This window comes from Thermovibrio ammonificans HB-1 (assembly GCF_000185805.1).
Classification (GTDB): Bacteria; Aquificota; Aquificia; order Desulfurobacteriales; family Desulfurobacteriaceae; genus Thermovibrio; species Thermovibrio ammonificans.
Genome location: NC_014926.1, coordinates 573,581 through 598,156, shown reverse-complemented (window position 1 = coordinate 598,156; position 24,576 = coordinate 573,581). Strand labels below are relative to the sequence as shown.

Below are 24,576 nucleotides of genomic sequence, written 5' to 3'. Positions count from 1 at the left end.
GCGGTTTAAATTTTAAAGATATCTTCCAGAAGGTCCTCTTCAACCTCGTGGGGCAGCCCCTTAGAGATTACAGAAGAGATGAGGGAAGTGGCCACTATTATCAGCAGAAGCGCAACGTAGGTCTCCTCGTCTATAAGGCCCGAGTTGAGACCGAATATGGAGGCCACAATCCCAAAGGTGAGCCTCATGTTGAAAAAGAGACCGGCAAGCTTGTAAACGGCCCCCTTAAAGAGGCTCGCCGTGGCAAAAACCGTTCCGGCGTACTTGGTCAGAAAGGCGATGCTCCCCAAAAACAGCGAAAGGAGGATAACCTTAGGCGAAACAACGGAGAGCTTAACAGAGTACCCCGCCTTAAAGAAGAAAAACGGGGCGAGGAAGCCAAAGATTATGGCCCTTATCTTCTTCTCTATGAGGCGGTCCTTCTTGAAGAGCTCGGCAAAGAAGATGCCGGTTGTAAACGCAAGAACCGCCTCGTTGATGTGAACAGTTTCCGAGAGGAAGCCCAAGGCTATCAGCACCAGTATTATGAAGCGGGTCTTAAACTCAATCTGGTTGCCGGCGTACCTGTTGAAGAGCCTCTCTCCCCAACGGGGGAGCCTCACAAGCAGGAGAACCAGCGAAACGGCAAAGAGGAGGTTGTAGAGGTTTATTCCCTCAAAGAGGAAGCTCATAGTGAGCATACTCGAGATATCCACTATCATGGCGGCGGCAAGAAGGGTCTGCCCCGTGGGATACTTCAGTATCCCCTTCTCCTTCAAAAGGGGGTAAACAAGGGCAAGGGATGTTGTGGAGAGGGCTATTCCTATAAGGAGGGAGGCCTTGGGCGAGTAGCCCAGTATAAAGTGGGCCACCACCGAAACGACCAGAAGGGGGAAGAAGTAAGAAGACGCACCGATGAATAGGCTCTTCAGGAAGTTCCTCTTCATAAGCTCCGGGTCGGTTTCAAGGCCGGCAAAGAACATAAGCCCCAAGAGCCCCAAGTTGGCAAGAAACTCCATCCAGCCAAGGTCTCCGAGGTCTAAAAAGTTTGAGGCAAAGGTGCCGGCGAGAATCTCAAAGATGGATGAAGAAAAACCCACCTCCATGGCACCGATACCGGCGACAATTATGAGAAGGCTTACAATTAGACTCTCGGTCTGAATCTTCACCCTAACCTCCTACCCCGAACCGGTTAGAGAAGATTACCACGGAGAGAAAAGATGAGGAACTTTAAACTGACCGTTGAGTACCTGGGAACGAACTACTACGGCTGGCAGTTCCTCCCCGACAAACCGACCGTTCAAGGAGAGATTATCAGGTGTCTGGAAACGGTTCTGCGGCACCCGGTTAAACTGATTGGGGCAAGCAGAACCGACGCGGGAGTTCACGCAAGGGGCCAGGTTGCAAACTTCTTAACGGCAAAGGAGGTCAGCTGCGAGAAGCTCCTATCGGCCCTGAACGGACTGCTACCTCCGGACATAAGGGTAAAGGAAGTAGAAGAAGTGCCCCTTGAGTTCCACGCAAGGAGAAGCGCCCGGGGCAAGCTGTACCGATACAGGCTCTTCATACGGGACGTGCCGAGCCCCTTTGAGTTCAGAAGGAGCTGGTACCTGCGGAGAACCCTATCGGTAGAGCCTATGAGGGAAGCCACCCAGTTCCTGGTGGGAACCCACGACTTCACAACCTTCTCAAAGAGTGAGCGGAAAAGAGAGGTAAATCCGATAAGAACTATTGATAAAATAGAAATTACCAATAAGGAGTGGGAAGAGGGGGTACTGGTAGAGCTCCTCTTCACGGGCCGCTCCTTCCTGAGGCACATGGTAAGGGTGATAGTTGCAACACTGGTAAAGGTGGGAACAGGGGAGGTTAAACCCCAAGAGGTGAAGGAGATGCTACAGGCAAAAGACAGGAGCAGAGCCCCCTTCCTGGCACCTCCCGACGGCCTCTACCTTGAAAGAGTCTTCTATGACGACTATCCTTACTGAAAACAATTTCCAATTAGGAAGAGGTGGAGATGGCAAAGTTTGTAACGCTCGTAATCCTCGACGGCTTCGGCTACAGCCCGAGGAAAGAGGGTAACGCCATAGCGCTCGCCAATACGCCGTTCTGGGACTACCTGTGGGAGACCTACCCTCACGGGCTCCTGAAAGCCTCCGGTGAGGCCGTGGGCCTTCCGGAAGGGCAGATGGGTAACTCCGAAGTGGGCCACACGAACATAGGGGCTGGAAGGATAGTGTGGCAGGACATAGTCCGCATAACCAAGGCGATGGAGAGGGGCGAATTCCTGAAAAACCCCGTAATAGTTAAAGCCGTAGAAACGGCCAAAGAGAAGGGGAAGAAGCTCCACTTCATAGGACTCCTCTCCGACGGCGGCGTTCACAGCCACATAAAACACCTCTTCGGACTGCTCGACGCGGCCAAGGCGCTGGGCGCTCCGAAGGTGTGCGTTCACGCCATACTCGACGGCAGGGACACACCTCCCAAAAGCGCCGAACCCTACCTGAAAGCCCTACTGGAGAAACTGAAAGAGGTGGGCAACGGAAAGGTTGCCACAATGGGGGGCCGCTACTACTACATGGACAGGGATAAAAGGTGGCAGAGAACGGAGAAAGCCTATAACGCAATGGTTCTCGGCGAAGGGTTCAGGTGCACCGACCCGATAAAGGCCCTCCACGACGCCTACGCCCGGGGAGAAACCGACGAGTTTGTTAAGCCCTACGTTATAAACCCCGACTGTCTCGTTGAAGAGGGAGATGTTCTCTTCTTCTTCAACTTCAGGGCAGACAGGATGAGACAGATAGTTGCAGCCCTCGGCCTAAAGGACTTTAACGGGTTTAAAAGGAAAAAGTGGCCTCAACCTTCCTACCTGGCAACCATGACCCTGTACGACGAAACATTCCCGTTCGACGTTGCATTTCCCCCTCAGGAACTCAAAAACGTTCTGGGGGAGGTTATATCCAAACTGGGCTACAAACAGCTGCGAATAGCGGAGACCGAAAAGTACGCCCACGTAACCTACTTTTTCAACGGCGGCAGGGAAGAGCCGTTTCCGGGGGAAGACAGAATACTCGTTCCGTCTCCGAAAGTGGCCACCTACGACCTTAAGCCGGAGATGAGCGCTCCGGAAGTTACAGAGAAGGTGGTGGAGCGGATAAAGAGCGGCGAGTACAAGCTCGTAGTTCTCAACTACGCAAACCCCGACATGGTGGGCCATACGGGTAACCTTCAGGCAACGATAAAGGCTATAGAGACCGTAGACTCCTGCCTGAAGCAGGTTGTAAAGGCCACCCTCGAGATGGGGGGAGTCTGCGTTGTAACCGCCGACCACGGAAACGCCGAGCAGATGATAGACCCGGAAACGGGAGGCCCTTGGACGGCCCACACAACAAACCCGGTTCCCTTTGTGGTTGTAAAGGGAAGCTGCGGAAGCTACCGGGTAAAGAGAAGAGATAAAAGCGACGTTGAACTCCCCCAAGAGTTTGCAGGAGTTCCAGTTGTTGGGATACTGGGAGACATCGCCCCCTCCATACTCTACATACTGGGAGAGGAGATACCGCCGGAGATGACCGGGTGTGTAATCGTAGAGGGAGACTTTACATAAGAAGTTAGAAAACCTAAATTGATATTTGAACCACTAAGAGAGTGAGGAGGGAGAGATGAGCATGGAAGTTCTTGCCACCAACCTTAAAGAGGCGATAGAGGCGTTCAAGGAGAAGGAGAGCTTCGGCAACGTAAACCTGCACAGGGCCCGCGAGCTCATCAAAGACCTGGGAGCCTACGTTTTAGACGTAAGGCCTCCCGAGCACGTAGAGAGGGAGAACGCTGAAGAAGCCGGCATACCCGGAGCCGTTTACATTCCGTTTACCGAGCTTCACCAGAACCTCGATAGGCTCCCAAAACCCAAGAACCATCCGGTAGTTGTGGGGTGTAAGCAGACAAAACTCGCAAACCGGGTAGCAGGGATACTTGCGGCTCTCGGCTACGTAAACGTTTACGTACTCGATACCGACATAGACAACCTAATAGAGTGCCACAAGGCCCACACCCAAGAGTAGCCTTAACCTTCCGCCACTTCCCTCCGGAAGTGGCGGAGTTCACCCCTGCCCTCCCCTATAAACTCCCCCAAAACCCTCCTCTGAGACTCCGTAAGCTGGTGGAAAGCCACCTCAACCTGCCAGCTCTTATCGCCGTTAAAGGAAAGCTTTAAGTTTTTAATGGAAATTTCAACGTCTACAGCAGAAAAGAGCAGGTCTCCTACGGCCCACTTCTGGGCTATTAAGAGCTCGGGAGCCCACGAAAGCCTACAGCCGGCAAGGGTTAGCTCCTCAACGGGTAGCCTAACACCGTCGACAACGAGAAAAACCTGCAGCTTGGGAGCCACCTTTTCCCCCTTAACGGATTATTTTTTCACTCTGATAAAATACTGCCATTCCAGCAGGAGGAAAACCTATGGCCGGTAGAGACTACAAAGAGACCCTCAACCTGCCCAAAACGGCCTTCCCCATGAGGGGGAATCTACCAAAAAAAGAGCCCGAAATCCTTAAAGAGTGGGAAAAGTTAAACCTTTACAGAAAACTCCTGGATAAACACCAGTGTGATGAAAAGTTCGTCCTCCACGACGGGCCTCCGTACGCCAACGGCCATATCCACATAGGACACGCCTTGAACAAAATCCTCAAGGATATCGTTAACAAGTCGAAGGCCCTCCAGGGCTACCAAACTCCCTTTGTTCCCGGTTGGGATTGCCACGGCCTACCCATAGAGAGGGCGGTATTTAAAAAGCTTAAAAAGCGCAAGCACGAAGTTGACCCGCTGGAAGTCAGGAAGAAGTGCAGGGAGTACGCAAAACAGTGGATAGAGACCCAAAGGGAGGAGTTCATCAGGCTCGGCGTTGTAGGCGACTGGAACAACCCCTACATAACGATGGACCCCAAATACCAGGCAGACATAGTAAGGGAGCTCGGGAAGTTCTACGAGAAAGGGCTCGTTTACAGGGCCAAGAAGCCGGTCTTCTGGTGCCCCTCCTGCGTTACGGCCCTTGCAGAGGCCGAGATAGAGTACGGAGAGGAGGAGTCTCCCTCCATCTTCGTAGCCTTCGAGGTAACAAACGGTAAAGGGGTAGTGCCCGAAGGAACGAGGCTGGTTATATGGACCACAACTCCGTGGACGCTGCCGGCAAACGTTGCCGTTGCGGCAAACCCCGAGCTCACTTACGTCCTCCTCAGAACAGAAAAAGGCAGATTTGTTGTTGCCAAGGAGCTACTCGAACAGTTCAAAGAGCAAACAGGAATAGACGGAGAGGTAGAGAAAGAGCTTCAAGGCGCCGAGCTCGAAGGCGTAGAGTACAGCCACCCGTTCATTGAGAGGAAGGGGCAAGTTGTCCTTGCCGACTACGTTGCCGCCGACACGGGAACCGGCCTTGTCCACATAGCCCCGGGCCACGGCGAGGAGGACTACCAGGTAGGCCTCAGGTACAACCTGCCCGTTCTGGTTCCCGTTGACGACTACGGCAGGTTTAACCAAGAAGCCCCCGAGTGGCTCCGGGGAGAGAAGATATGGCAGGCAAACTCCCTGATAATAGAGAGGCTGAAAGAGAGCGGTCACCTGCTCTTTGCCGGAACGATTTCCCACTCCTACCCCCACTGCTGGCGCTGTAAGGGGAAAGTGATATTCAGGGCAACTCCCCAGTGGTTCATTGCAATGGACAAGGGGAACCCCACTTTACGGGAAGTGGCCCTTAAAGAGATAGACAGGGTTCAGTGGATTCCCCAGTGGGGCAGAACGAGAATCAGGAACATGGTGGAGAGCCGCCCCGACTGGTGCATATCCCGCCAGAGGATTTGGGGCGTTCCAATTGTGGCCTTTTACTGTAAGAAGTGCGGAGAGGTCATATTCAGCAGGGAGATAGCCGAGAGGGTTGCCCAGATTTTCGAAAAGGAGTCGGCAGACGCCTGGTACCAAAAGAGCTGCAGCGAGCTTCTCCCCGAAGGCTTCACCTGCCCCAAGTGCGGCTCTACCGAGTTTGAAAAGGAGACCGACATACTCGATGTATGGTTCGACTCGGGCTCTTCCCACGCGGCGGTTCTCGAAAGGCGCCCGGAGCTTACCTGGCCGGCCGACCTCTACCTTGAAGGTTCCGACCAGCACAGGGGTTGGTTCCAGGCAAGCCTCTTAGAGTCGTGCGGAACCAGAGGCAAGGCTCCGTACAGGGCGGTTCTCACCCACGGGTTCACCCTGGATGAGAAGGGACTGAAGATGAGCAAGTCCCTCGGGAACGTAGTCTCTCCAACAGATGTCGTTAAGCGCTACGGCGCAGACATCCTAAGGCTCTGGGTGGCAAGCGAGAACTTCACCGAAGACGTGAGAATATCCGACAACATACTCAGGGGCGTTGCCGAAGTCTACAAGAAGATAAGGAACACCATAAGGTTTATGCTGGGCAACCTCAACGACTTCACGCCGGCTCAGATGCTCCCCTACGAGGAGCTTGAAGAGATAGACAAGTGGGCCCTCAACAGGTTCCACCAGCTGGTTAACGAGGTTGTGGAGCACTACAACAACTACAGGTTCAACAGGATATACAGGCGCATCTACGAGTACTGCTCCGTTGAGCTGAGCTCCGTTTACTTGGACATACTGAAAGACACCCTCTACTGCGAACACCCCCGCTCTAAAAAGAGGAGAAGCGCCCAAACGGCCATTTACCAAATTCTCTACGGACTTATAACCCTACTGGCCCCGATAATCTCCTTCACGGCAGAGGAGGCCTACTCCCACCTGCCGGGAAGGGAGAAGGAGTCGGTATTCCTCGAGGAGTTCCCGCCCCTGTGCGACGAGCTCGACGGGAAGCTCCTCGAGAGGTGGGACAAGCTCATAAGGGTTAAGTCGCTGGTTAATAAAGTTCTCGAGCAGCTTAGGAAGGAGGGAGTTGCAAACCACTCCCTTGAGGCAGCCGTAACCGTTTACGCAGACGGCGAGCTATACGAGCTGCTGAAGGAATACCAAGAGCAGCTTCCCTACATATTCATAACCTCTCAGGCCGAGGTTAAAAGGCTCTCTGAAGCTCCCGCAGACGCCGTTGAAGACCCCGAACTCATACAAAACGTTAAGGCCACAGGAAGGAGGGCAAGCGGCCAGAAGTGCCAGCGCTGCTGGATGTACAGCGAAACTGTGGGCAAAGACCCCGACTTCCCCGACGTGTGTAGCAGGTGCGCCGGCGTCCTGAGAGAGCTTGAAGGGGAGAGAGTTGAAACGGATTAAGGAGCTTCCCGCCGCCGACAGGCCCCGGGAGAAGCTGATTCAAAAGGGGCCTGCGGCCCTTACAGACTCGGAGCTCCTTGCCATACTCCTCAGAACGGGCTCAAGGGGCAAAAGCGCCCTCGCCCTGGCATCGGAAATCCTGAAGGAGTTCAACGGCCTTCAAGGCTTAACGAGGGCATCCCTAAGGGAGCTCACCTCCATTAAAGGGCTCGGCACGGCAAAGGCGGTAACCCTTGCGGCCGCCTTAGAGCTTGCAAGAAGGGCCTCAAGGAGAGAGGTAAGGCGGATAACCTCCCCGGAAGAAGCTTTCTCCGTTCTAAAACCCCTCTTCGGCCACAAAGAGGTTGAGCACTTCGGAGTAGTAACGCTGGCGGGAAACGGAGTGCTTCTCGGAATCCACGAAGTTGCAAAGGGGGCGGTAAACGCCGCCGCCATAACGCCGAAGGAGGTGTTTCGCCCGGCGGTTCGCGACCTTGCCGAGGCGGTGATACTGTTTCACAACCACCCCAACGGAGACCCCTCTCCGAGCGCCCAAGACCTAAAAGTGACCGAAAGGCTGATAGAGGCCGGGAAAGTTCTGGGTATAGAGGTCCTCGACCACCTGATAGTCACCGAAGAAACCTTCTTCAGCTTTAAAGGAGAAGGCCTTGTTTAACAGGGAGATTCTAAAAAAGTTCAAAGAGCAGAAGGTCCTCGTAATAGGCGACTTTATGCTCGACGAGTACATCACGGGGAAGGTGGAGCGGATATCGCCCGAAGCCCCCGTTCCCATAGTAGAGGCGAAAGAGGTAACCTTCAGGCCCGGCGGCGCGGCGAACGTAGTGGCAAACCTGAGAGCCCTCGGCAGCGAAGTTGTGGCCCTGGGAGTTGTCGGTGAAGACCAGGCCGGCGAACGGCTAAAAACTATGCTCAAACGGCTGGGAGCCGACACCGAAGGGCTGATTACAGACCCCTCAAGGCCCACAACGAGGAAAACCCGGATAATTGCGGGCTCCCAACAGCTGCTCAGGGTAGACTGGGAGAGCCGGGACTACCTTAGCAGACAGGTAGAGGAGAAGCTCTTAAAGTTCCTACTGGAGAACTACAGGAACTTCAGCGCAGTTATCATATCCGACTACGGCAAGGGGGTGATAACCGAGGGGCTCTTTAAGCTTACGGGGAAAATTAAGAGGGAAGTGCCCGTTTTCCTCGACCCTAAGGAGAAGAACTTCCACATCTACAAAGACATAACAACCATGACGCCGAACATAAAGGAGACCTACCAGGCGGTAGGGATTAAACCGGAAACCGCCGAAGAGGCCCAAAGGGCCGGAAAGTTACTCATAGAGCGCTACAAGCTCGACTACGCCGTGATAACAAGGAGTGAAAAGGGAATCTCTATAATTACTGAAAGTGAGGCCTACCACATTCCCACAAGGGCAAGACAGGTATTTGACGTAACGGGAGCCGGCGACACGGTTATAAGCGCATTTGCCCTCTCCGTTGCGTCGGGTGCAACGCTCTTTGAGGCTGCGGAAATCGCAAACCTGGCGGCCGGAGTTGTTGTAGGGAAGCTGGGAACAGCTACGGTAACCGTAGAGGAGATAGAAGAGGCGGCAAATGCTGTGCAGAATCTGCAAAAGTAAGGGAGAGCGAAAGAAGGCCGTTATTTTCATAAGGCACCACAGGCTCGCCCTGTGTAAGGAGCACTTTGTAGAGTGGTTCGAGAGGCAGACTGAGAAGACCATAAAGAAGTTCAAGATGTTCTCAAAGAGGGAGAAGGTCCTCGTGGCGGTTTCGGGAGGGAAGGACAGCCTATCCCTCTGGTTCGCCCTCCACAGGCTCGGCTACGAGACCTACGGCTTCCACGTTTCCCTGGGGATAAAGGGGTGGGATTACTCGGAGCGCTCACTGGAGATGTGCAGGAAGCTCTCTGAGAGAATCGGCAGGCCGCTGATAGTTTTTGACCTAAAGGAGGAGTTCGGGTACACAATAGAGGAGATAGCGAAGGGAACCGGCAGGAGAGACGTCTGTTCTGTGTGCGGAACCTTTAAGCGCTACCTGATGAACAAGGTGGCAAGGGAGCACGGCTTTAAGGTAGTTGCCACCGGCCACAACCTCGACGACGAGTCGGCACTGCTGCTGTCAAACACCATAAGGTGGGAGATAGGTTACCTGGGAAGGCAGGCTCCCGTTCTGCCGGAGGAGGGCGGGTTTGCAAGGAAGGTAAAACCTTTCTGCTTTTTAACCGAGAAGGAAACCGTAAGCTACGCGATTGTGAACAACATCGAGTTTTTAAAGAGCGGCTGCCCGAACGCCAAAGAGGCGACCTCTGCAACTTTCAAAAGGGCCCTTGCCCTCATAGAGCACGAGATGCCGGGAACGAAGCTCAGGTTTTACAAGGAGTTCTTGAAGAAGGCCCGTCCGCTCTTCGAGCGGGAGGTTAAAAGGGAGCTTCAGCTGAACGAGTGCCAGGTGTGCGGCATGCCGACAACGGCGCCGGTCTGTGCCGTATGTAAAGCCCTGGAGAGGTTAAGGGAGAGATGCTGAAGGTAGGGAAGATAGAGTACCTAAACACGGTTCCCGTTTACTACGGCTTCCTCACAGGTAGAGTGAAGGCCGAAGGAGTTGAGTTTGTAGAGGACGTTCCGTCGGAGCTGAACCGGCTGATGAGAGAGGGCTTCCTGGACCTTTCGGTAATCTCTTCCTACGAGTACATAGTAAACCAGGATAAATACCTGCTCCTTCCCGACCTCTCTATATCCGCAAGGAAGAAGGTTATAAGCGTTCTGTTCCTCTCTACCCTGCCCATCCACCAGCTCCACAGGAAGGATGTGTGGATAACGAGGAGCTCAATGACCTCCCGGGAGCTCCTTAAATACCTGCTGAAAAACGTTTACGGGGTTGAGCCCAACTTCCACTACTACTCTATGAAAGAAGAAGACCTACCCAAAAACGCCAAAGCACTGCTCGCAATAGGGGACGATGCCCTGAAGCTCCTTAGGAGCAAAAGGTTCCAGTTCACCTACGACCTTGCAGAGGAGTGGTACAACGTTACCGGACTGCCCTTCGTATTTGCCGTTTGGGCGGTTCGGCGCGACAGCTACAGGGAGAAGAGGAAAGAGGTGGAGCGGTTCTACAAGCTCCTCTTGGAGTCCAGGGAGATCGGACTCAAGAGCTTCACCCAAATCTGCAAGGAGTTCTCGGGCAGACTTGGACTGCCCGAGAGGCTGTGTGAGAAGTACTTGGAGTTTTTGAACTTCCACCTGGGTGAGCAGGAGATAGAGTCGCTGAAGCTCTTTGCCAAGAAGCTCGAACTTCCCCTTAAACCGGAGTTCATAGAGGTTTAACCTTCAAGAGAAGAGAGCTTCTCCCTGAGCACCCTCCTCTCTTCGTCGTCGTGGGCATGGGAGAGAATCACCTCAACGAGCTCCTCAAACGAGCTGCCACCCTTCTCCCTCCACTCAGAGAGGGAGTCCTCAAAAACGGGGTAGGCCATTATCCCGAAGACCTCTCCCAGAATCGAAACTATTTTATCCTCAAGCTCTGGCGTGAGCTTAAAGCCGGTTGCAAACTCCGAAAGCGCCTGTTTAAGCTCGCCCCTGACAAACTCGGCCTCGGACTCCTCAAGGCCGTCAACCAGCTTATCTATAAACTCCTCAAGGGAGTGGGACTCTGCGGCGGTCTCCTCAACTATGAAGCTCGTGGCAATTCCAAAGTAGGGTGCAAGTATCGGGAGTATGCGCTCTACAGCCTCGTCGGTAAGCTTAAAGCCGGCCCTCTTGGTTTCAACCTTCTTGCCGCCGCCGGTAAGGCGGGCAACTATGGAGTTGTGGAAGTCGCGAAGCTCCTTGTCAATCTCCTCCTCGGTAAGGTCGGAAGGGACCGACTTCTCCAGCCTTTTAACGGCAGCACCGTCTTTAAAAATATTGGTTACTATCTTCCCGGAGGATTGGTAGTATTCGGTTTGCAAGTGGTAAACGCTGCTACCTGCCTTAATATCCTGGTTGATGGATAGAGCCATACTCCTTTCCCTCTCAAGGGTTTTGTGATAACATCATTATACGATAAAACATTTATTTAGCCCGCGAGGACATTATGGAGTTAAGAGGGGACTTCACTTCCTACTCCGAGGTTCTCGACCTCCTGCAGATTATAAGCCTCGGGAAGAAAACCGGAGAAGTGAACCTACGGAGCGGCAGCGAGAGCATAACCATCAGGTTCAAAGACGGGAAAATCGTAGACTTCAACTCCAACGTCCCCGTTATTAAGCGTTTAAAAGAGCGGGTCACCTCCGGCGAGCTCCCACTTGCAGAAGCCGCCAAGTTCCTACTCCACTACACAACCCTGTGGGACCAGGGTAAGTTCAACTTCGTAGAGAAAGAGGTGACAGAGGGGATAGGGAGTGCCGACACGCTAAACGTTATGATGGACTTCACCAAAGAGCAGGACGAGCTTCCCGACTCCGTAAGGGAGGTTCTAAAGGAGAACAAGTCCTTCACCCTATCGGAAGAGGCCAAACTCCCAATCACCTTCGACGAAGGCACCTGGCACATGCTCGCCTACCTCTCGAAGGGAACGCCCGTGAGGGAAGTGCTCCTCACAAAGAGCGAGTCCTTCGGCAAGGGCACCCAGGAGATAGAGTTCCTGCTGAAGAACAGGGCCATAAAGGAGATAGAAAGGGGTGCTCAAAACCTCGAAGTTCAAACAGTACAGGAGAGCCAGCCCTCTGCAAGCCCGGTTGTCGGCCAGGATAAGCTGGATAAAATAAAGGAACTTCTAATAGAAACAATGGGCCCCATGGGTGAGTTCCTCATAGACGAAACCCTGGAGGATATGGACCTTTCACAGCTGACAACCGATATGGTTCCCCAGTTCATAGAGAACCTCATAGAGAAGATACCCGAAGCGTGTCTTGTAGAGGGGGAGAGCTGTAGGGAAAAGCTGAGGGAGATGATTACCCTTATCCTAGGAGGAGGTTCTAATGAGTCTTAAAAACCTGAGCGTGACCCAGAAGGTCTTCATAGTATTCGGCATCGTCGTTATACTGGCGACGCTGTCGTTCTTCCACCTGCTCAGCAAAACCTACGACGAGAGCCTAAAAATCCAGGGCCGAAGCATCGCCCAGGAAATCCTCATATTCCGTAAGTGGGCAGCAAGCTTCGGAGGAGTTTGGACGAAGGACAAATACTCACCCGACGTAGGCTACCTGCTCGAGATTAAGAGCAACGGCGGGAACCTCCTTGCCTACCAAGGAGAGGAGAACCTGGGAACAATTCCCGCCTTCCACATGTACCTTCACAACCCGGCCCTTGCAACAAGGGAGCTTTCCAACCTCTCCAACATCGAGTACGGCTGGAGCTTCCACGTAGTTTCCGACAGGTACATGACAAAGGCCGACAAACCCGACCCCTGGGAAGAGAAGGCCATAAAGGAGATAGAGAAGAAGATTAAAAGCGGCGACCGTAAGCACCCCGAGTACTGGGGCTGGGACGGAGACACCTTCAGGTACGCAAGGGCGATTTTCGTTAAAAAGTCCTGCCTGAAGTGCCACGGAACCCCCGACCAGATAGACCCCGTCCTCTACAAGGCCATGGTGGCCAAGTACGGCGAAGAGGCCGTTAAGAGGGCAACGGGCTACAAAGTCGGCGACCTCAGGGGTATCATCAGCGTAACGATACTCCCCGCCGGAATGCTCTCAACGGTTACAGACGTAGTAGACCTGTGGAACGTGGGAGCCCTCATACTCGCGCTCCTCATCTTCTGGTACTTTGCACAGAACGAGATTATCAAGCCGATTGAGAAGCTTACAAAGGCTGCCCACGATATCAGCCTCGGTAAGCTCGACGTTGACCTGGGAGTGAGGGGACTCAAAGAGGAAGAGGTTAAAGACGAAATAACCAAACTGGCAATTGCAATCGACAGGCTCAGGGCAAGTATCCAGATAGCCATGGAGAGGCTGAGGAAGAAAAAGTAAGGCCGACTTTAACTTAAAAACTCTCTGGGCCGCCCCGCAAGGGGCGGCCTTACCATTTGTAAGGAGGTAAAAGTGGAGCTTCCCTTCAAAAGAGAAAGAGAGGAACTCATCAGGGTGGGGCGCATAACCTTTGAAGCCGGCCTTACAGACACCCACGGGGGCAATATCAGCTGCAGGGTCGGCGATTACATACTCATAAAGAAGTCGGGAAAGATGCTGGGCTACCTGAAACCGGAGGACTTCGTTGTAACAACCCTTGAAGAGAACCCCCGGCTCGACCGCTACGCATCGATGGAGCTCATAGTCCACAGGGCGATTTACAGGGAGCTTCCCCACGTAAAGGCGATACTCCACGCCCACGCCCCCTTCACCGTAGCGTGCTCACTGCTCTACGACACGATAGTGCCGGCAGACTCCGAAGGCCGGCTCCTCATTAAAGAGGCTCCCGTTCTAAAGGCGGAGAAGGTGGTATCGTCGGAGGAGGTTGCCCGCAAGCTTCCGAAACTCCTGAAGGAGCACCCGGTTGCCGTTATCTGGAGTCACGGCCCCTTTGCGGTAGGAGGAAGCGCCGAAGAAGCCCTGAAGTTCCTGTCGGCCCTTGAGAATTCCTGTAAAATTCTGGCCGCCTACTCACAGCTCAAAGGGGTGTAACGGTGGAGTGGGAGTTTAAAGAGATATGCATAATCGGCCTGGGCCTCATAGGGGGATCCTTCGCCCTAAACCTGAGGCTGAAGGGCTTCCCAGGGAAGATAACGGCGGTAGATATAAACCCGGAGGCCATCGAAAAGGGACTGGAGCTGGAGGTTATAGACTCCGGCAGCATCAAACACTCAATGGCCGAAAGCGCCGACCTTGTTGTCCTTGCAACGCCCGTAGGGGCCTACGAGCCGGTTTTAAAGCAGCTGAAGCCCCACCTTAACGGCTCTCAGGTGGTTTCAGACCTCGGCAGCGTAAAGGGGAAGCTCGTTTACAGGTGCGAAGAGCTACTGGCAGACACCGCCCCCTTCGTTGGGGGCCATCCGATAGCGGGAACCGAGAAGTCGGGTGTAGAGTCGGCGGTTCCCGACCTTTTCGTAGGGGCGAAGTTCATAGTGACTCCCACAGAGAACACAGACCCAAAGGCCCTGGAGAAGGTTAAAAGGCTCTGGAAGCAGCTGGGCTCGGAAGTGATAGAGATGGCCCCCTACCACCACGACAGGGTCTTTGCCGCGGTAAGCCACCTGCCCCACGTTGTTGCCTACTCTATAGTATCGGCAATAGACGACCTCTCCGAGCAGGTGAATACGAACCTCTTTGAATTCACCGGAGGGGGCTTCAGGGACTTTACCCGAATAGCGATGAGCGACCCGATAATGTGGAGAGACATCTGCCTTGCCAACAGGGAGAACCTGCTCAACTCAATAAAGAGCTTCAAATCGGCCCTTGAAAAGGTGGAAAAGCTGATAGAAGAGGGCAACGGCGAAGGGCTCAAGGAGTTCTTCGAAAAGGCACGGGAGAAGAGGAAGCTGGTAAAGTGAGCCGGAAGAGACTAAAAGAGCTTGTAGAAGAGCTCTCCCAAAAAATAGAGCGGAACGAAAACCCCTTTGTAGTCGTAAGGCAGTTTACAACCTTCTTCGAGGTAGAGTGCCTCAGGTCGATTCAATCTCCCGTTTTTAAGGAGATAGGGGGAACGCTTCAGCGGGCCGCCCTGAAGGTGCTCGAGGAGAACCTTGAGAAGAGGAGAATCCTTTCAGACCAAGAGAGAACGCTCCTTGTAAAGAGAATCGTTGAAGAGGTTGAGAAGGCAGAGTGTAGCTACGGGCGGGCCCAGCTGATAGACAAGAGGATAAGGGGAATTCTCCAGTCGGGAACCGGCGAGGAGGAGCTTCTCTCGGCGGCAGAGCAGATAGAGGACTCAAGGCTGAAAGAGAAGCTCCTCCAAACCGTTGAACTGGTTAAAAGGTTTCAAGAGCTCCAAAAAGAGCTCACGGGCAGGAGCTTCCTCACAGTCTTAAAAGAGGCCACAGAGAGGCTCGAAAGCTCACCGCTCCCCTTTAGCTCCCTGGAAGTTGCAGCTCCCGTTTTCCTGTTTCCGCTGGAAACGGCCTTCCTCAAAAAGTGTCCCCACACCCTCTACTTCTACAGGGCCGAAGGGGAGCTTCAGGGCAAACTCCAGGAGGAGTTCCTGAAAGACTCCGTAAACGTAAGGGAGCTTGAGGGCAACTCCCTATCTCGGGCTTTAAACCGAAAGCCGGCAAAGTCCGAAACAGAGGTGCTCATAAAGAGCGTTTACACCGAGAACGAGCACGCAGTTGCCGCCGTTGAAGGGGTTCTGCTGGCACTGGAGAGGGGAGTAGAACCCCACAGGATAGCCGTGGTGGGAGACTCGATAGACCGGCTGCTACCCGTTCTCTACTCCCTCTTCAAGCAGTTTAAAATCCCCTTCAACTTCCAAACCCGAGGGCTCCCCCTAACCTCCACCGCCGTTGTAAAGGAGTTTCTCCACGAAATCAGGGAGTCGGAGGAGAGCCTGCCGCTTACAGAGTGGCTACGGAGGCTCTGGAGCCGCTCCTTCAGAAAGAGCGACAACCTTGAAAAACAGCTCTTAAAGCTCCTGCGGGAGATAGAGGGGCTCTCGGAAAGGGGCCTCTTCCTCGACCGCAGACTGAACGGCCCCCAGGCCAGGAAGGAGCTCCTAAAGCTCCTCCAGAACAGGTTCTACATGACCGACGACAACGACCCCTTCGGGGTTCACGTCTGCTCCCCCGAGTCGGCGGTGAGCCTCTTCCCCGAAGCGGTTATATTCATAGACCTGTCGGAAGGCTCATACCCGAGGGCGTTCCCCTACGACCCCGACTTCAGCTATGCCGAGAGGGAGCAGATTAACCGGCTCCTCAAGGCCTGCGGCCTCTCCAACCAGCCGTTCCCCTCAAGGAAGAACCTCATAGCTTACGACTTCTTAACCTTCCACAACATACTGTCGCTGCCGCTGAAGCTCTTCTTCGCCACGGTAAACAGAAGAAGGGGAGAGTCGCTCTTCACCTACCTGCTCAGGGAGTTCGCAGGGGCAAAAGAGGCCCCCGAATTTGCCACCCGAGAGGCGGTAAACGCCTTCAGAGTTTACAAAGGGGAGAGAGAGCCGGAAACGGAGCCGGAAAGGGGCATTGTCGGCTGGAAAGACCAAGGGCCGGAGAGGGCCTTTCTGGTTAAGGGTTCAAAGGCCCTCCGGAAGCGGCTGAAAGAGATAACCGTTTCCCAGCTGCTCTCTTACCTTAGGTGCCCCACCGAGGCCTTCATAGAGCTCTTCCTAACGCCGGATACCCAAGACTCTATCTTCAGCGCCGAGGGCACCCTCTACCACAGGCTCATAGCGGCGGGTGACAGCTGGGAGGAGGAGTTCGACCGAGAGTTTGAGAGGCTGTTTAGCCGGCTAAAGGCGGGCGAGAAGAAGCTCGAAATTCTCAAAGAGGCCCTTAAAAAGAACTTCAGCCGTTTCATAAAAAAGGCGGGTCCCATAGAGGGTAAGCATGAAGAGGAGCTCGCCGTTACGGTTGAGGGCACCGTTATCAGGGGGAGGGCCGATTTAATCGTAGAGGCCGAAAAGCTGAAGATAGTGGACTTTAAAAGGGGGAGCGTAAAGGTTAGAGTTACCGACTCGGAGGCCATTCAGCTACTCCTCTACGCTGCGGCCAAAAGCTGCGGAGAGCTTGAAAGCTGGGAGCCGCAGCTTGAGCTCCTTGAGCTCGAGCTCGTGAGCGTTTCACGCAGCTACGAAGCCGGCTGGAGGAACAGGCTGAAGCTCTCAAAAGGCGAGGTTGAAAAGGTAAAAAAGCTCGTTAGAACGGCGGTAAGGGGGATGAAGCTCGGAATATTCGTTCCCCACAGGCTCACGCTCAGGAGAGGAAGAATCGGACTCAACACATACTGCTGCAGAGGTTTTGAGCGGTTCCAGCTGAGCTTTGAAGAGCTCAAGAGAGTAGAAAAACTGCTGAGAGGTGAAGAGTAATGGAGAGGAAAACCCTCTACCCGTTCATAGAGCTCAGAAACGGAGAGCTCTACATAGAGGAGCTTCCCGCCCTGGAAATCGCCGAGAAGTTCTCAACCCCCGCCTACGTTTACAGCGCAAACGCCTTCAGGTGGTGGTTTAACGAGTTTAACTCGGCCTTTTCTCAGGTAGAGCACACAACCTGCTTTGCGGTAAAGGCCAACTCCAACGTTTGGGTTTTGAAGCTCCTTGCCGAGCTCGGAGCCGGTGCAGACACGGTTTCGGCAGGAGAAATCCACAGGGCTTTAACGGCCGGCATCAGCCCGAAGAAAATAGTGTTTGCCGGCGTCGGAAAGAGGCCCGACGAGATAGAGTTCGCCCTGGAGCGGGATATCCTGATGATAAACGTTGAATCGGAGTCGGAGCTGGAAACGGTTAACCGGGTAGGGGAGAAGCTGGGCAAAAAGGCCCCGATTGCCCTGAGGGTAAATCCGGAAGTTGACCCCAAAACCCACCCCTACATCTCAACAGGGCTCCACGAGGCCAAGTTCGGCGTAGACTACGAGCGGGCGGTTGAGCTTTACAAAAAGGCAAAGGAGATGAAGTGGGTTAACCCCGTAGGGATACACTTCCACATAGGCTCACAGATTACCGACACAAGCGCCTTCGGCGAAGCCGCCGAGAAAGTTGCAGAGCTGGTAAAGGAGCTCCACTCCCTCGGAATAGAGGTAGAGCTCTTCGACGCAGGCGGAGGGCTGGGAGTAAACTACAACCCCCAGGAGCCTCCGGTCCCATCAGAGGAGCTCGCTAAACAGCTCATTCCGGCAGTTAAAGAGCTCGGATGTAAGCTGATACTCGAGCCGGGAAGGAGAATATCGGCAAACGCCGGAGTGCTCCTTACAAAGCTCCTCTACATAAAGAGAAGGCCGAACAAAACCTTCTACATAGTAGACGCCGGAATGAACGACCTTGCAAGGCCGGCACTCTACGGGGCCTACCACCACATAGTTCCGGTGGTGAATAAAGGCAGAAAGACCGAAACCGTAGACGTTGTGGGGCCCATCTGCGAAACCGGAGATATCCTCGCAAAGGGCAGAGAGCTTCCCGAGTGCTCAGAAGGGGACATTCTTGCCGTTTTAAGTGCAGGCGCCTACGGCTTCACAATGGCCTCTAACTACAACTCACGGCCCCGCCCTCCCGAGATACTGGTAGAGGGAAGCTCGACAAGGGTAATCCGCCAGAGGGAAACTATCAGCGACCTACTTGCAAGGGAGTTCTAACCCTTCAACCTACCCACACAGAGGAAGACGGGGTACTCCCTGCCCCTCTTCCTTATAACGTTAAACACCTTATAGCCAACGGGCTCAACGCCTACACTCCGGAAAAGCTCCTCAACCTCCTCTTTCGAAAAGCCGAAGTGAAACACCCCCTCGTTGTTGGAGTGGAAAGTGCCGTCCTCTTTATCCAGGTCGCTGACGGCAAGCCATCCGCCGGGAGAGAGCCTCCTAACGAGCTCCCCGAGGAAAGCTCGGGGCTCCTCAACGTGGTGGAGCGTCATGTGGGTTACGGCCACGTTAAAGCCGGAGTAGGGGAAAGAGCCGTTTACAGTTCCCAGGTAGGGAACAACTTTTCCCTCAAGCCCAAGGGCCTCAACTTTTTCCCTTAGAACCTCAACCATTCCGGCCGAAGTATCAACGGCAACAATTTGGGAGACAAAAGGTTCAAGGAAAAGGGTCAAGAGCCCGGTGCCCGCCCCCACCTCGAGAACCTTTCATCCCTTCTCAAGGGGAACGAGCTCTCTAATGGCCCTTGCGCAGAGCTTGGCGTTCTCAACCCGAGAGGGCTTTTCATCCCAACGGCGCGCGGCTTTATCGAAAATCTCCATCTGAGGCTCCGCGGGAATCAAAAGTTACCGGAGATTCTACAAAAGGCGGGAAAATAGGGGAGGGAAAGGAGGGCAGAACGCCCCCCGAAGATTAAACGTCGAAGTAGAGCATAAACTCCATAGGAGTAGGCCTGAGCCTTACGGGGTCTATCTCCTCTTTACGCTTGTACTCTATGTAGTCCTCGAGGAACTGCTCGGTCATTACGCCACCCTTTGTGAGGAACTCGTAGTCCTTCTCAAGGGCGTCGATTGCCTCGGCGAGGGAGCCGGGAACGGTGGGAATATCTGTAAGCTCCTCGGGCGGAAGGTCGTAGAGGTTCTTATCAACAGGCTCGCCCGGGTGAATCTTATTCTCGATACCGTCGAGTCCGGCCATGAGTAGGGCGGTAAAGGCAAGGTAGGGTGCTCCGGAGGAGTCGGGGAACCTGACCTCAATCCTCTTGGCCTTGGAAGATGTAACAACCGGAACCCTTATTGCGGCAGACCTGTTCCTTGCGGAGTAGCAGAGGTTAACGGGAGCTTCGTAACCGGGAACAAGCCTCTTGTAGGAGTTAACCGTGGGGTTTGTAAAAGCACAAACGGCCTTTGCGTGCTTGATGATTCCGCCGATGAAGTAGAGTGCAGTTTCGGAGAGCCCTGCGTAGCTGTCGCCGTGGAAGAGGTTCTCGCCGTTCTTCCAGATAGACATATGGGTGTGCATACCGGAACCGTTGTCCCCGAAGAGGGGCTTGGGCATAAAGGTTGCGGTTTTGCCGAACATCTTGGCAACGTTCTTAACGATGTACTTGGCCCACTGGATGTTGTCTGCGGCCTCTATGAGGGTGCCGAACCTGAAGTCGATTTCACACTGGCCGCCTGTAGCAACCTCGTGGTGGAGGGCCTCAACTACAAGTCCGGCCTCCTCCATCTTAAGGGCCATAATCTTCCTGATGTGGTCGAGCTGGTCGTTGGGAGGAACCGGGAAGTATCCGCCCTTAACCTTTACCTTGTGGCCCAAGTTGGGGCTCTCGTCGGCACCGGTTCTCCAGATACCCTCTACCGAGTCAACTTCGTAGAAGCCGTAGTTCATACCTACGTCGTAGCGAACGTCGTCGAAAACGAAGAACTCGGGCTCGGGTCCGCAGTAAACGGCATCGCCGATGCCGGTGGACTTCAGGTACTCAAGGGCCTTCTTGGCTATGTTCCTGGGGTCCTTGTGGTAGGGCTCTTTTGTAACGGGGTCTACAATGTCGGCAATAACTACAAGGGTGGGAATTTCGGAAAGCGGGTCCACAGTTGCAGTTGTGGGGTCGAGCTTAAACATCATGTCGCTGGCGTTGATGGGCTGCCACTGCCTAATGGAAGAGCCGTCGAAGAAGAGTCCCTGCTCGAAGCTCTCCTCGCTGATTTCGTGGGCAGGGAACGTGATGTGGTGCCACGTTCCGAACATGTCGGTGAAGCGAAGGTCTACGAACTTAATCCCCTCTCGCTGGATAAGCTCTACAACCTCTTTAGCGTTTTGCGGCCTCATAGGTACCCTCCTTATTTAAATTGCGCTGTCTCCTCTTTCACCGGTTCTGATTCTAACCGCGTCTTCAACGGGAATCACGAAAACCTTACCGTCGCCTATTCTGCCGGTTCTGGCGGCGTTTACAATAGTTTCAACAACCTTCTCGGCTATGCTGTCGGGAACAACAACCTCTATTTTCACCTTCGGAATAAAGTCAACAACGTACTCGGCTCCCCTGTAGAGCTCGGTATGACCTTTCTGACGGCCAAATCCCTTAACTTCCGAAACCGTCAAGCCTTGAACGCCGATTTCGGTAAGGGCGTCCTTTACCTCTTCCAGTTTGAAGGGTTTGATGATGGCTTCTATCTTCTTCATGTCGGCTCCTCCCGCTGAACTTGCCAACTATTTTAACAAAGAGCGTGCCAAAGTGGATTTATCCTAAGAGAAACAAGGAATTTAACGGGAGGAGAAAGGGAAAGGGTGCACACTTCTTGTGCACCCCTTACTGAGAGATGCCCTCTTTCTGTGCACACTTACTGCAGAGGCCATAGAACTTGTACTCGATTTCGTCAACAACGTAACCTTTCTGCTCAACTTTCCTGCAGGTGTAGCGGCAAAGGGGGGTCTCAACGTCCTCTATACGGCCACACTTTTTACAGATAAAGTGGTGGTGAAAGTCGGTTCTGCGGTCGAAGTGGGACTGTTTGTTGACAATTATCTCCCTTATCTTGCCCTCGGATGCGAGCTCCTTTAACACCCTGTAAACGGTTCCGAGGCTGATGGTGGGAAGCTCCCTCTTGGCCCGTTCGTAAACCTTCTCGGCGGTAGGGTGGTCGTGAGAATCCATAACCACTTGATACACAACAGCCTTCTGCCTTGTATTCCTCTTCCTCTTCTGCTTTACACCGTCCAAAGTTTTCCTCCGTAATGGTTTGGCACCAATTAATAATAATCATTACCGAGAAAAAAGAGAACCCCTCCCTTTCGGGAGGGGCCTAAGGAGGGAAACCGAGGGGAAAGGAGGTAGAGGGGGGTCGGCCTTAAACTCTGAACTTCTCTTCCGGGTAAGCAGTAATCTTGTGAATGGAAAGGTCGGCTCCGTTGAACTCCTCCTCTTCACTCAGACGGAGTCCGAACACCGCCTTAAGGGAGCCGTAGAGTATAAAGCCGGCTACAAGGGCGTAAACAACCATCAGAACCGCACCGAAAATTTGGGCCGCAAGAGAGACACCGCCTAACCCCCCGAGAAACTTCTGACCGAAGATTCCGGCAGCTATTCCTCCCCATATACCGTTAAAGCCGTGGAGAGGAACAACACCGAGAACGTCGTCGATTTTCAGCCTCTCCTGGAAGATTACAAAGAACTTTATAAAGATGTAAGCGGCAACAACGCCTATAACGAAAGCTCCCACGGGGTTAACTATATCGGAGCCTGCACATATGGCCACAAGGCCCGCCAAAGCGCCGTTGTGGATAAATCCCGGGTCGTTCTTACCAAAGAGCAGGCCTCCGATTATACCCCCGGCAGTTGCCATTAAAGAGTTAACGGCAACAAGTCCGGAGATATCCGTTAACTTCTGGGAACTCATTACGTTAAAGCCGAACCACCCTATTATGAGAATCCAGCTGCCGAGTGCAAGGTAAGGAATGTTACTTACGGGTATGGGCTTAGACTTCCCGCGAACGTAACGGCCCATACGGGGTCCCAAAAGCAAAATGGCCGGCAGGGCTATAATGCCGCCGAGCCCGTGAACAACCATAGAACCGGCAAAGTCGTGAATGGGTGCACCGAAAATGTGCTCTACCCAGCCCTGGAAAGCCGGAGACCAGCGCTCACCCCAAATAAGGGCCTCGAAAATCGGGTAGATAACGCCGGCCAAGAAGAAGCCGGCTATAACGTAAGGCCTAAATTTCATACGTTCGGCAACACCTCCGGACACTATCGCCGATATACACGCGGCAAACATCAACAGGAAGAAGAACCTGACAAGCTCAAGGCCCTGGTCGGAAACAAGGGCCGACGCAGGCTTAATGAAGCACACTTTGTGTGCAAGGGGATAGCCTATAAAGTAGTAAGCTACAGTGGCCACAGCAACGTCAACTATGATTTTCACAAGGGCGTTAACCTGGTTTTTTCTCCTAACGGTTCCCGCCTCCAGAAAGGCAAAACCCGCGTGCATAGAGAGAATCATCACGGCGCCTGCAAGCAGGTAGAAAACGTTAAGCGACTGGACAAGGTGCTTAATGCCCTCTTCAACGGCCATCGCAACCTCCCGTTCCTTTTGTCACGCCAGAGCTATTAGCAAGTTCCGTGCCAATACTCTTTTGGTATTATTCTGGAAAATCTCCGGCGGAGAGGTCCGATGAAAAAAGCTTCCCTTCTGCTTTTGATTCCCGCGCTCTCTGCATCCTGCGCACTCAACCCCTTTGCCTCAAAGGAGCCTCAGTATACACCGCCGCCCGTTCAGTCCCAGGAAGGGGTGGGAATCGAAAAGAGCAAATTTCACGGGGTTAAAAACGTTGTTTACTACATGAAAAAGGCCTTCTCTCCCGTTGAAGGAGAGGTTGTTTTAAACAGCTACGACGGCTACATAATAGACGTAGGCAGAGAACAGGGAGTGTCCGTTGGAGATAGGTTCATATCCCAAAGCGGCGCGGTTTTAAAGATCACATCGGTAAGCAAAGAGTACTCAACCGCCCTTCCAACCTTAGGTAAGCCGGTAATAGGTGAGAAGGTTCAAAGGCTCACCTTCAACAGGGCGTTATTTATAAACTTCGCCGGCAAAAAGGGCTTAGAGCTCTACAGGGAACTGAAAAAAGAGGTTCCCTCCCTAAACCTTGCCCCCTACAAGGAAGGGGAAGCGTTTAAAGAGAAATTCCACCTGAAGTACCCTTCTGACTTCAGAAGGAGAGTCCCGGTTACACAACTTACAGGTTACGACGGCTTCATAGTGGTATCAGATGCCGGAGCAGCCGTTTACGATGCCACCAAGAAGCTGATAAGGCTGTTTCCCTGGGAGGGAACTCCCGTTACCTCTGTAACGTTATCTCCGGGCAAGAACTACAAGGTTGTTTTAGACTTCAAAGCCCACGCAACCAGCCTCTTCCTGAAGAACCTCGACTCCACCCCGGAGCCCGAGCTCCTCGTTACAACCGAGAACGACGTAAGGGTTTATAGATTAATCCCCAACACTTTAACGGTTAAAAAAATTTACCGTTTCAAAAACCCGCTCAGGGGTTCCTACCTGTTCCACACTTGCCCCGTAACGGTAAACGGACAGTCGGCCTTCGTTATAGACGGGTTCTTCCAGAACTCCAAAAGCGTCCGTTCGGGGCTTTTCACCATAAAACAGGGTAAGCTTGTAAAGCTTGCAGAGTCAGACCTCATACTCTCCTGTTTTGACGAAAACGGCGACGGCGTAAACGACACAGTTTGGGGTCAGAAGGTAAGCCGCATAAGCGATAAGCTCTTCAGTAAAAAGGTATGGAAGTTAAAGGTTCAAAACGGCCGCTTTGTGAAGATTTCAAGGGTGAATGTTCCCGAAGGTTTCCAGGTTACAAGCGCTCAGCTCTTTAAAAACCACGGAAAGCAGTTTATGGCCTACTACGACCTCAACTACTACTTCAACGTTGCCCAGGGAACGAAAATCGTATGGCGCTCTCCTATACAAATAGGCGCCTCTCCGAACTCCCTCTACTGGTACAGCAACGATATGATGGTGAGTTACTACATAACTCCCAAACCCGAGCCTACAGATGTAGACGGAGACGGAAACGAAGAGGTTTACTTCTCCCAGAACAAAAACGCCGTTCCCGGCATACTCAGAAACATCTATACCTTCGACGGCGGCAGGATTTTAATGCTCTACTACGGCGCCGGCGGCTTCGACTGGGAGGAGGCGACATCTCCTATTTACAAACTGGGAGGTATAGAGGCTTTCAGCTACTCACCGGAACTCGACGCCTTTGTGGCCGTATTTACATCGGTGAGCATTTTTAAACCTCCCCGCTCTAAACTGCTGATTATTAAGCCCAAGGAGTAG

At 53.4% G+C, this 24,576-nt stretch carries 23 protein-coding genes; 15 read left to right on the top strand and 8 right to left on the bottom strand.

Annotated elements, in window-relative coordinates:
- Positions 1–5 precede the first annotated feature (5 nt).
- On the bottom strand, positions 6–1,148 hold the full coding sequence (locus THEAM_RS03285; protein ID WP_013537403.1) for a cation:proton antiporter: 1,143 nt from the start codon (positions 1,146–1,148) through the stop codon (positions 6–8).
- Between the two features lie 51 nt (positions 1,149–1,199).
- Between THEAM_RS03285 and truA the strand changes: the two genes are divergently transcribed.
- From truA to THEAM_RS03270, 3 genes are read left to right on the top strand one after another with little or no spacing between them, the layout of a single operon-like run.
- Positions 1,200–1,964 (top strand): tRNA pseudouridine(38-40) synthase TruA, encoded by a 765-nt coding sequence (gene truA / locus THEAM_RS03280; protein WP_013537402.1) that lies wholly within the window; start codon positions 1,200–1,202, stop codon positions 1,962–1,964.
- Between the two features lie 29 nt (positions 1,965–1,993).
- Positions 1,994–3,580 carry a 2,3-bisphosphoglycerate-independent phosphoglycerate mutase gene (gpmI, locus tag THEAM_RS03275; protein ID WP_013537401.1) on the top strand — a complete coding sequence of 529 codons (1,587 nt, stop codon included), beginning with the start codon at positions 1,994–1,996 and terminating at the stop codon, positions 3,578–3,580.
- A gap of 55 nt (positions 3,581–3,635) precedes the next feature.
- Positions 3,636–4,034, top strand: a complete 399-nt coding sequence (locus tag THEAM_RS03270; protein WP_013537400.1) for a rhodanese-like domain-containing protein — start codon at positions 3,636–3,638, stop codon at positions 4,032–4,034.
- A 2-nt stretch (positions 4,035–4,036) separates the two neighbouring features.
- Here the strand turns inward: THEAM_RS03270 and THEAM_RS03265 are convergent, their stop codons facing one another.
- Positions 4,037–4,360, bottom strand: a complete 324-nt coding sequence (locus THEAM_RS03265) for a hypothetical protein (protein ID WP_013537399.1) — start codon at positions 4,358–4,360, stop codon at positions 4,037–4,039.
- Between the two features lie 68 nt (positions 4,361–4,428).
- On the opposite strand from THEAM_RS03265, the gene ileS reads away from it, so the two are divergent.
- From ileS to THEAM_RS03240, 5 genes are read left to right on the top strand one after another with little or no spacing between them, the layout of a single operon-like run.
- Positions 4,429–7,239 carry an isoleucine--tRNA ligase gene (gene ileS / locus THEAM_RS03260; protein ID WP_013537398.1) on the top strand — a complete coding sequence of 937 codons (2,811 nt, stop codon included), beginning with the start codon at positions 4,429–4,431 and terminating at the stop codon, positions 7,237–7,239.
- Positions 7,226–7,894 (top strand): RadC family protein, encoded by a 669-nt coding sequence (gene radC / locus THEAM_RS03255; protein ID WP_013537397.1) that lies wholly within the window; start codon positions 7,226–7,228, stop codon positions 7,892–7,894. Before ileS ends, radC begins: the two co-directional genes overlap by 14 nt.
- Positions 7,887–8,864 (top strand): D-glycero-beta-D-manno-heptose-7-phosphate kinase, encoded by a 978-nt coding sequence (rfaE1, locus tag THEAM_RS03250; protein ID WP_013537396.1) that lies wholly within the window; start codon positions 7,887–7,889, stop codon positions 8,862–8,864. Before radC ends, rfaE1 begins: the two co-directional genes overlap by 8 nt.
- Positions 8,839–9,768 carry a PP-loop family protein gene (locus tag THEAM_RS03245; RefSeq protein WP_013537395.1) on the top strand — a complete coding sequence of 310 codons (930 nt, stop codon included), beginning with the start codon at positions 8,839–8,841 and terminating at the stop codon, positions 9,766–9,768. The genes rfaE1 and THEAM_RS03245 overlap by 26 nt, the downstream gene beginning before the upstream one ends.
- On the top strand, positions 9,762–10,568 hold the full coding sequence (locus THEAM_RS03240; RefSeq protein ID WP_013537394.1) for a menaquinone biosynthetic enzyme MqnA/MqnD family protein: 807 nt from the start codon (positions 9,762–9,764) through the stop codon (positions 10,566–10,568). Before THEAM_RS03245 ends, THEAM_RS03240 begins: the two co-directional genes overlap by 7 nt.
- Here the strand turns inward: THEAM_RS03240 and THEAM_RS03235 are convergent.
- The gene (locus tag THEAM_RS03235) at positions 10,565–11,242 is read right to left on the bottom strand and encodes a hypothetical protein (protein ID WP_041439403.1); all 678 of its coding nucleotides are present in this window, start codon (positions 11,240–11,242) and stop codon (positions 10,565–10,567) included. The genes THEAM_RS03240 and THEAM_RS03235 overlap by 4 nt on opposite strands.
- Before the next feature lie 74 nt (positions 11,243–11,316).
- On the opposite strand from THEAM_RS03235, the gene THEAM_RS03230 reads away from it, so the two are divergent.
- The 6 genes from THEAM_RS03230 (at position 11,317) to lysA (ending at position 18,439) form a co-directional block, all read left to right on the top strand.
- Positions 11,317–12,213, top strand: coding sequence for a DUF4388 domain-containing protein (locus THEAM_RS03230; protein WP_013537393.1), 897 nt, complete (start codon positions 11,317–11,319; stop codon positions 12,211–12,213).
- Entirely contained in the window at positions 12,203–13,195 is a 993-nt protein-coding gene (locus tag THEAM_RS03225; protein WP_013537392.1) for a c-type heme family protein, read from the top strand. Before THEAM_RS03230 ends, THEAM_RS03225 begins: the two co-directional genes overlap by 11 nt.
- A 72-nt stretch (positions 13,196–13,267) precedes the next feature.
- The gene (locus tag THEAM_RS03220; protein WP_013537391.1) at positions 13,268–13,846 is read left to right on the top strand and encodes a class II aldolase/adducin family protein; all 579 of its coding nucleotides are present in this window, start codon (positions 13,268–13,270) and stop codon (positions 13,844–13,846) included.
- A gap of 2 nt (positions 13,847–13,848) precedes the next feature.
- Entirely contained in the window at positions 13,849–14,712 is an 864-nt protein-coding gene (locus tag THEAM_RS03215; protein ID WP_013537390.1) for a prephenate dehydrogenase, read from the top strand.
- Complete coding sequence (locus THEAM_RS03210; RefSeq protein ID WP_013537389.1) at positions 14,709–17,180, top strand: PD-(D/E)XK nuclease family protein; 2,472 nt, start codon at positions 14,709–14,711, stop codon at positions 17,178–17,180. Before THEAM_RS03215 ends, THEAM_RS03210 begins: the two co-directional genes overlap by 4 nt.
- Positions 17,180–18,439 carry a diaminopimelate decarboxylase gene (gene lysA, locus THEAM_RS03205; RefSeq protein ID WP_013537388.1) on the top strand — a complete coding sequence of 420 codons (1,260 nt, stop codon included), beginning with the start codon at positions 17,180–17,182 and terminating at the stop codon, positions 18,437–18,439. The genes THEAM_RS03210 and lysA overlap by 1 nt, the downstream gene beginning before the upstream one ends.
- Here the strand turns inward: lysA and THEAM_RS03200 are convergent.
- The 5 genes from THEAM_RS03200 to THEAM_RS03180 form a co-directional block, all read right to left on the bottom strand.
- Complete coding sequence (locus tag THEAM_RS03200) at positions 18,436–18,918, bottom strand: class I SAM-dependent methyltransferase (protein ID WP_049767033.1); 483 nt, start codon at positions 18,916–18,918, stop codon at positions 18,436–18,438. The genes lysA and THEAM_RS03200 overlap by 4 nt on opposite strands.
- A gap of 217 nt (positions 18,919–19,135) precedes the next feature.
- Positions 19,136–20,554, bottom strand: coding sequence for a type I glutamate--ammonia ligase (gene glnA / locus THEAM_RS03195; protein WP_013537387.1), 1,419 nt, complete (start codon positions 20,552–20,554; stop codon positions 19,136–19,138).
- A gap of 15 nt (positions 20,555–20,569) precedes the next feature.
- The gene (locus THEAM_RS03190; RefSeq protein ID WP_013537386.1) at positions 20,570–20,908 is read right to left on the bottom strand and encodes a P-II family nitrogen regulator; all 339 of its coding nucleotides are present in this window, start codon (positions 20,906–20,908) and stop codon (positions 20,570–20,572) included.
- 127 nt (positions 20,909–21,035) lie between these two features.
- The gene (locus THEAM_RS03185) at positions 21,036–21,446 is read right to left on the bottom strand and encodes a Fur family transcriptional regulator (RefSeq protein WP_013537385.1); all 411 of its coding nucleotides are present in this window, start codon (positions 21,444–21,446) and stop codon (positions 21,036–21,038) included.
- Between the two features lie 127 nt (positions 21,447–21,573).
- Positions 21,574–22,797, bottom strand: a complete 1,224-nt coding sequence (locus THEAM_RS03180; RefSeq protein WP_013537384.1) for an ammonium transporter — start codon at positions 22,795–22,797, stop codon at positions 21,574–21,576.
- 99 nt (positions 22,798–22,896) lie between these two features.
- Here THEAM_RS03180 and THEAM_RS03175 point away from each other — a divergent pair, with 99 nt between their 5' ends.
- Entirely contained in the window at positions 22,897–24,576 is a 1,680-nt protein-coding gene (locus tag THEAM_RS03175) for a hypothetical protein (protein ID WP_013537383.1), read from the top strand.

Bases quoted from the DNA above. Each gene is read 5' to 3' on its own strand.
- THEAM_RS03190 (WP_013537386.1), bottom strand. From the start codon at position 20,908: ATGAAGAAGATAGAAGCCATCATCAAACCCTTCAAACTGGAAGAGGTA.
- THEAM_RS03245 (WP_013537395.1), top strand. From the start codon at position 8,839: ATGCTGTGCAGAATCTGCAAAAGTAAGGGAGAGCGAAAGAAGGCCGTT.
- THEAM_RS03225 (WP_013537392.1), top strand. From the start codon at position 12,203: ATGAGTCTTAAAAACCTGAGCGTGACCCAGAAGGTCTTCATAGTATTC.
- THEAM_RS03230 (WP_013537393.1), top strand. From the start codon at position 11,317: ATGGAGTTAAGAGGGGACTTCACTTCCTACTCCGAGGTTCTCGACCTC.
- THEAM_RS03270 (WP_013537400.1), top strand. From the start codon at position 3,636: ATGAGCATGGAAGTTCTTGCCACCAACCTTAAAGAGGCGATAGAGGCG.
- ileS (WP_013537398.1), top strand. From the start codon at position 4,429: ATGGCCGGTAGAGACTACAAAGAGACCCTCAACCTGCCCAAAACGGCC.
- gpmI (WP_013537401.1), top strand. From the start codon at position 1,994: ATGGCAAAGTTTGTAACGCTCGTAATCCTCGACGGCTTCGGCTACAGC.
- THEAM_RS03180 (WP_013537384.1), bottom strand. From the start codon at position 22,797: ATGGCCGTTGAAGAGGGCATTAAGCACCTTGTCCAGTCGCTTAACGTT.
- glnA (WP_013537387.1), bottom strand. From the start codon at position 20,554: ATGAGGCCGCAAAACGCTAAAGAGGTTGTAGAGCTTATCCAGCGAGAG.
- THEAM_RS03175 (WP_013537383.1), top strand. From the start codon at position 22,897: ATGAAAAAAGCTTCCCTTCTGCTTTTGATTCCCGCGCTCTCTGCATCC.
- truA (WP_013537402.1), top strand. From the start codon at position 1,200: ATGAGGAACTTTAAACTGACCGTTGAGTACCTGGGAACGAACTACTAC.
- THEAM_RS03240 (WP_013537394.1), top strand. From the start codon at position 9,762: ATGCTGAAGGTAGGGAAGATAGAGTACCTAAACACGGTTCCCGTTTAC.
- THEAM_RS03235 (WP_041439403.1), bottom strand. From the start codon at position 11,242: ATGGCTCTATCCATCAACCAGGATATTAAGGCAGGTAGCAGCGTTTAC.
- lysA (WP_013537388.1), top strand. From the start codon at position 17,180: ATGGAGAGGAAAACCCTCTACCCGTTCATAGAGCTCAGAAACGGAGAG.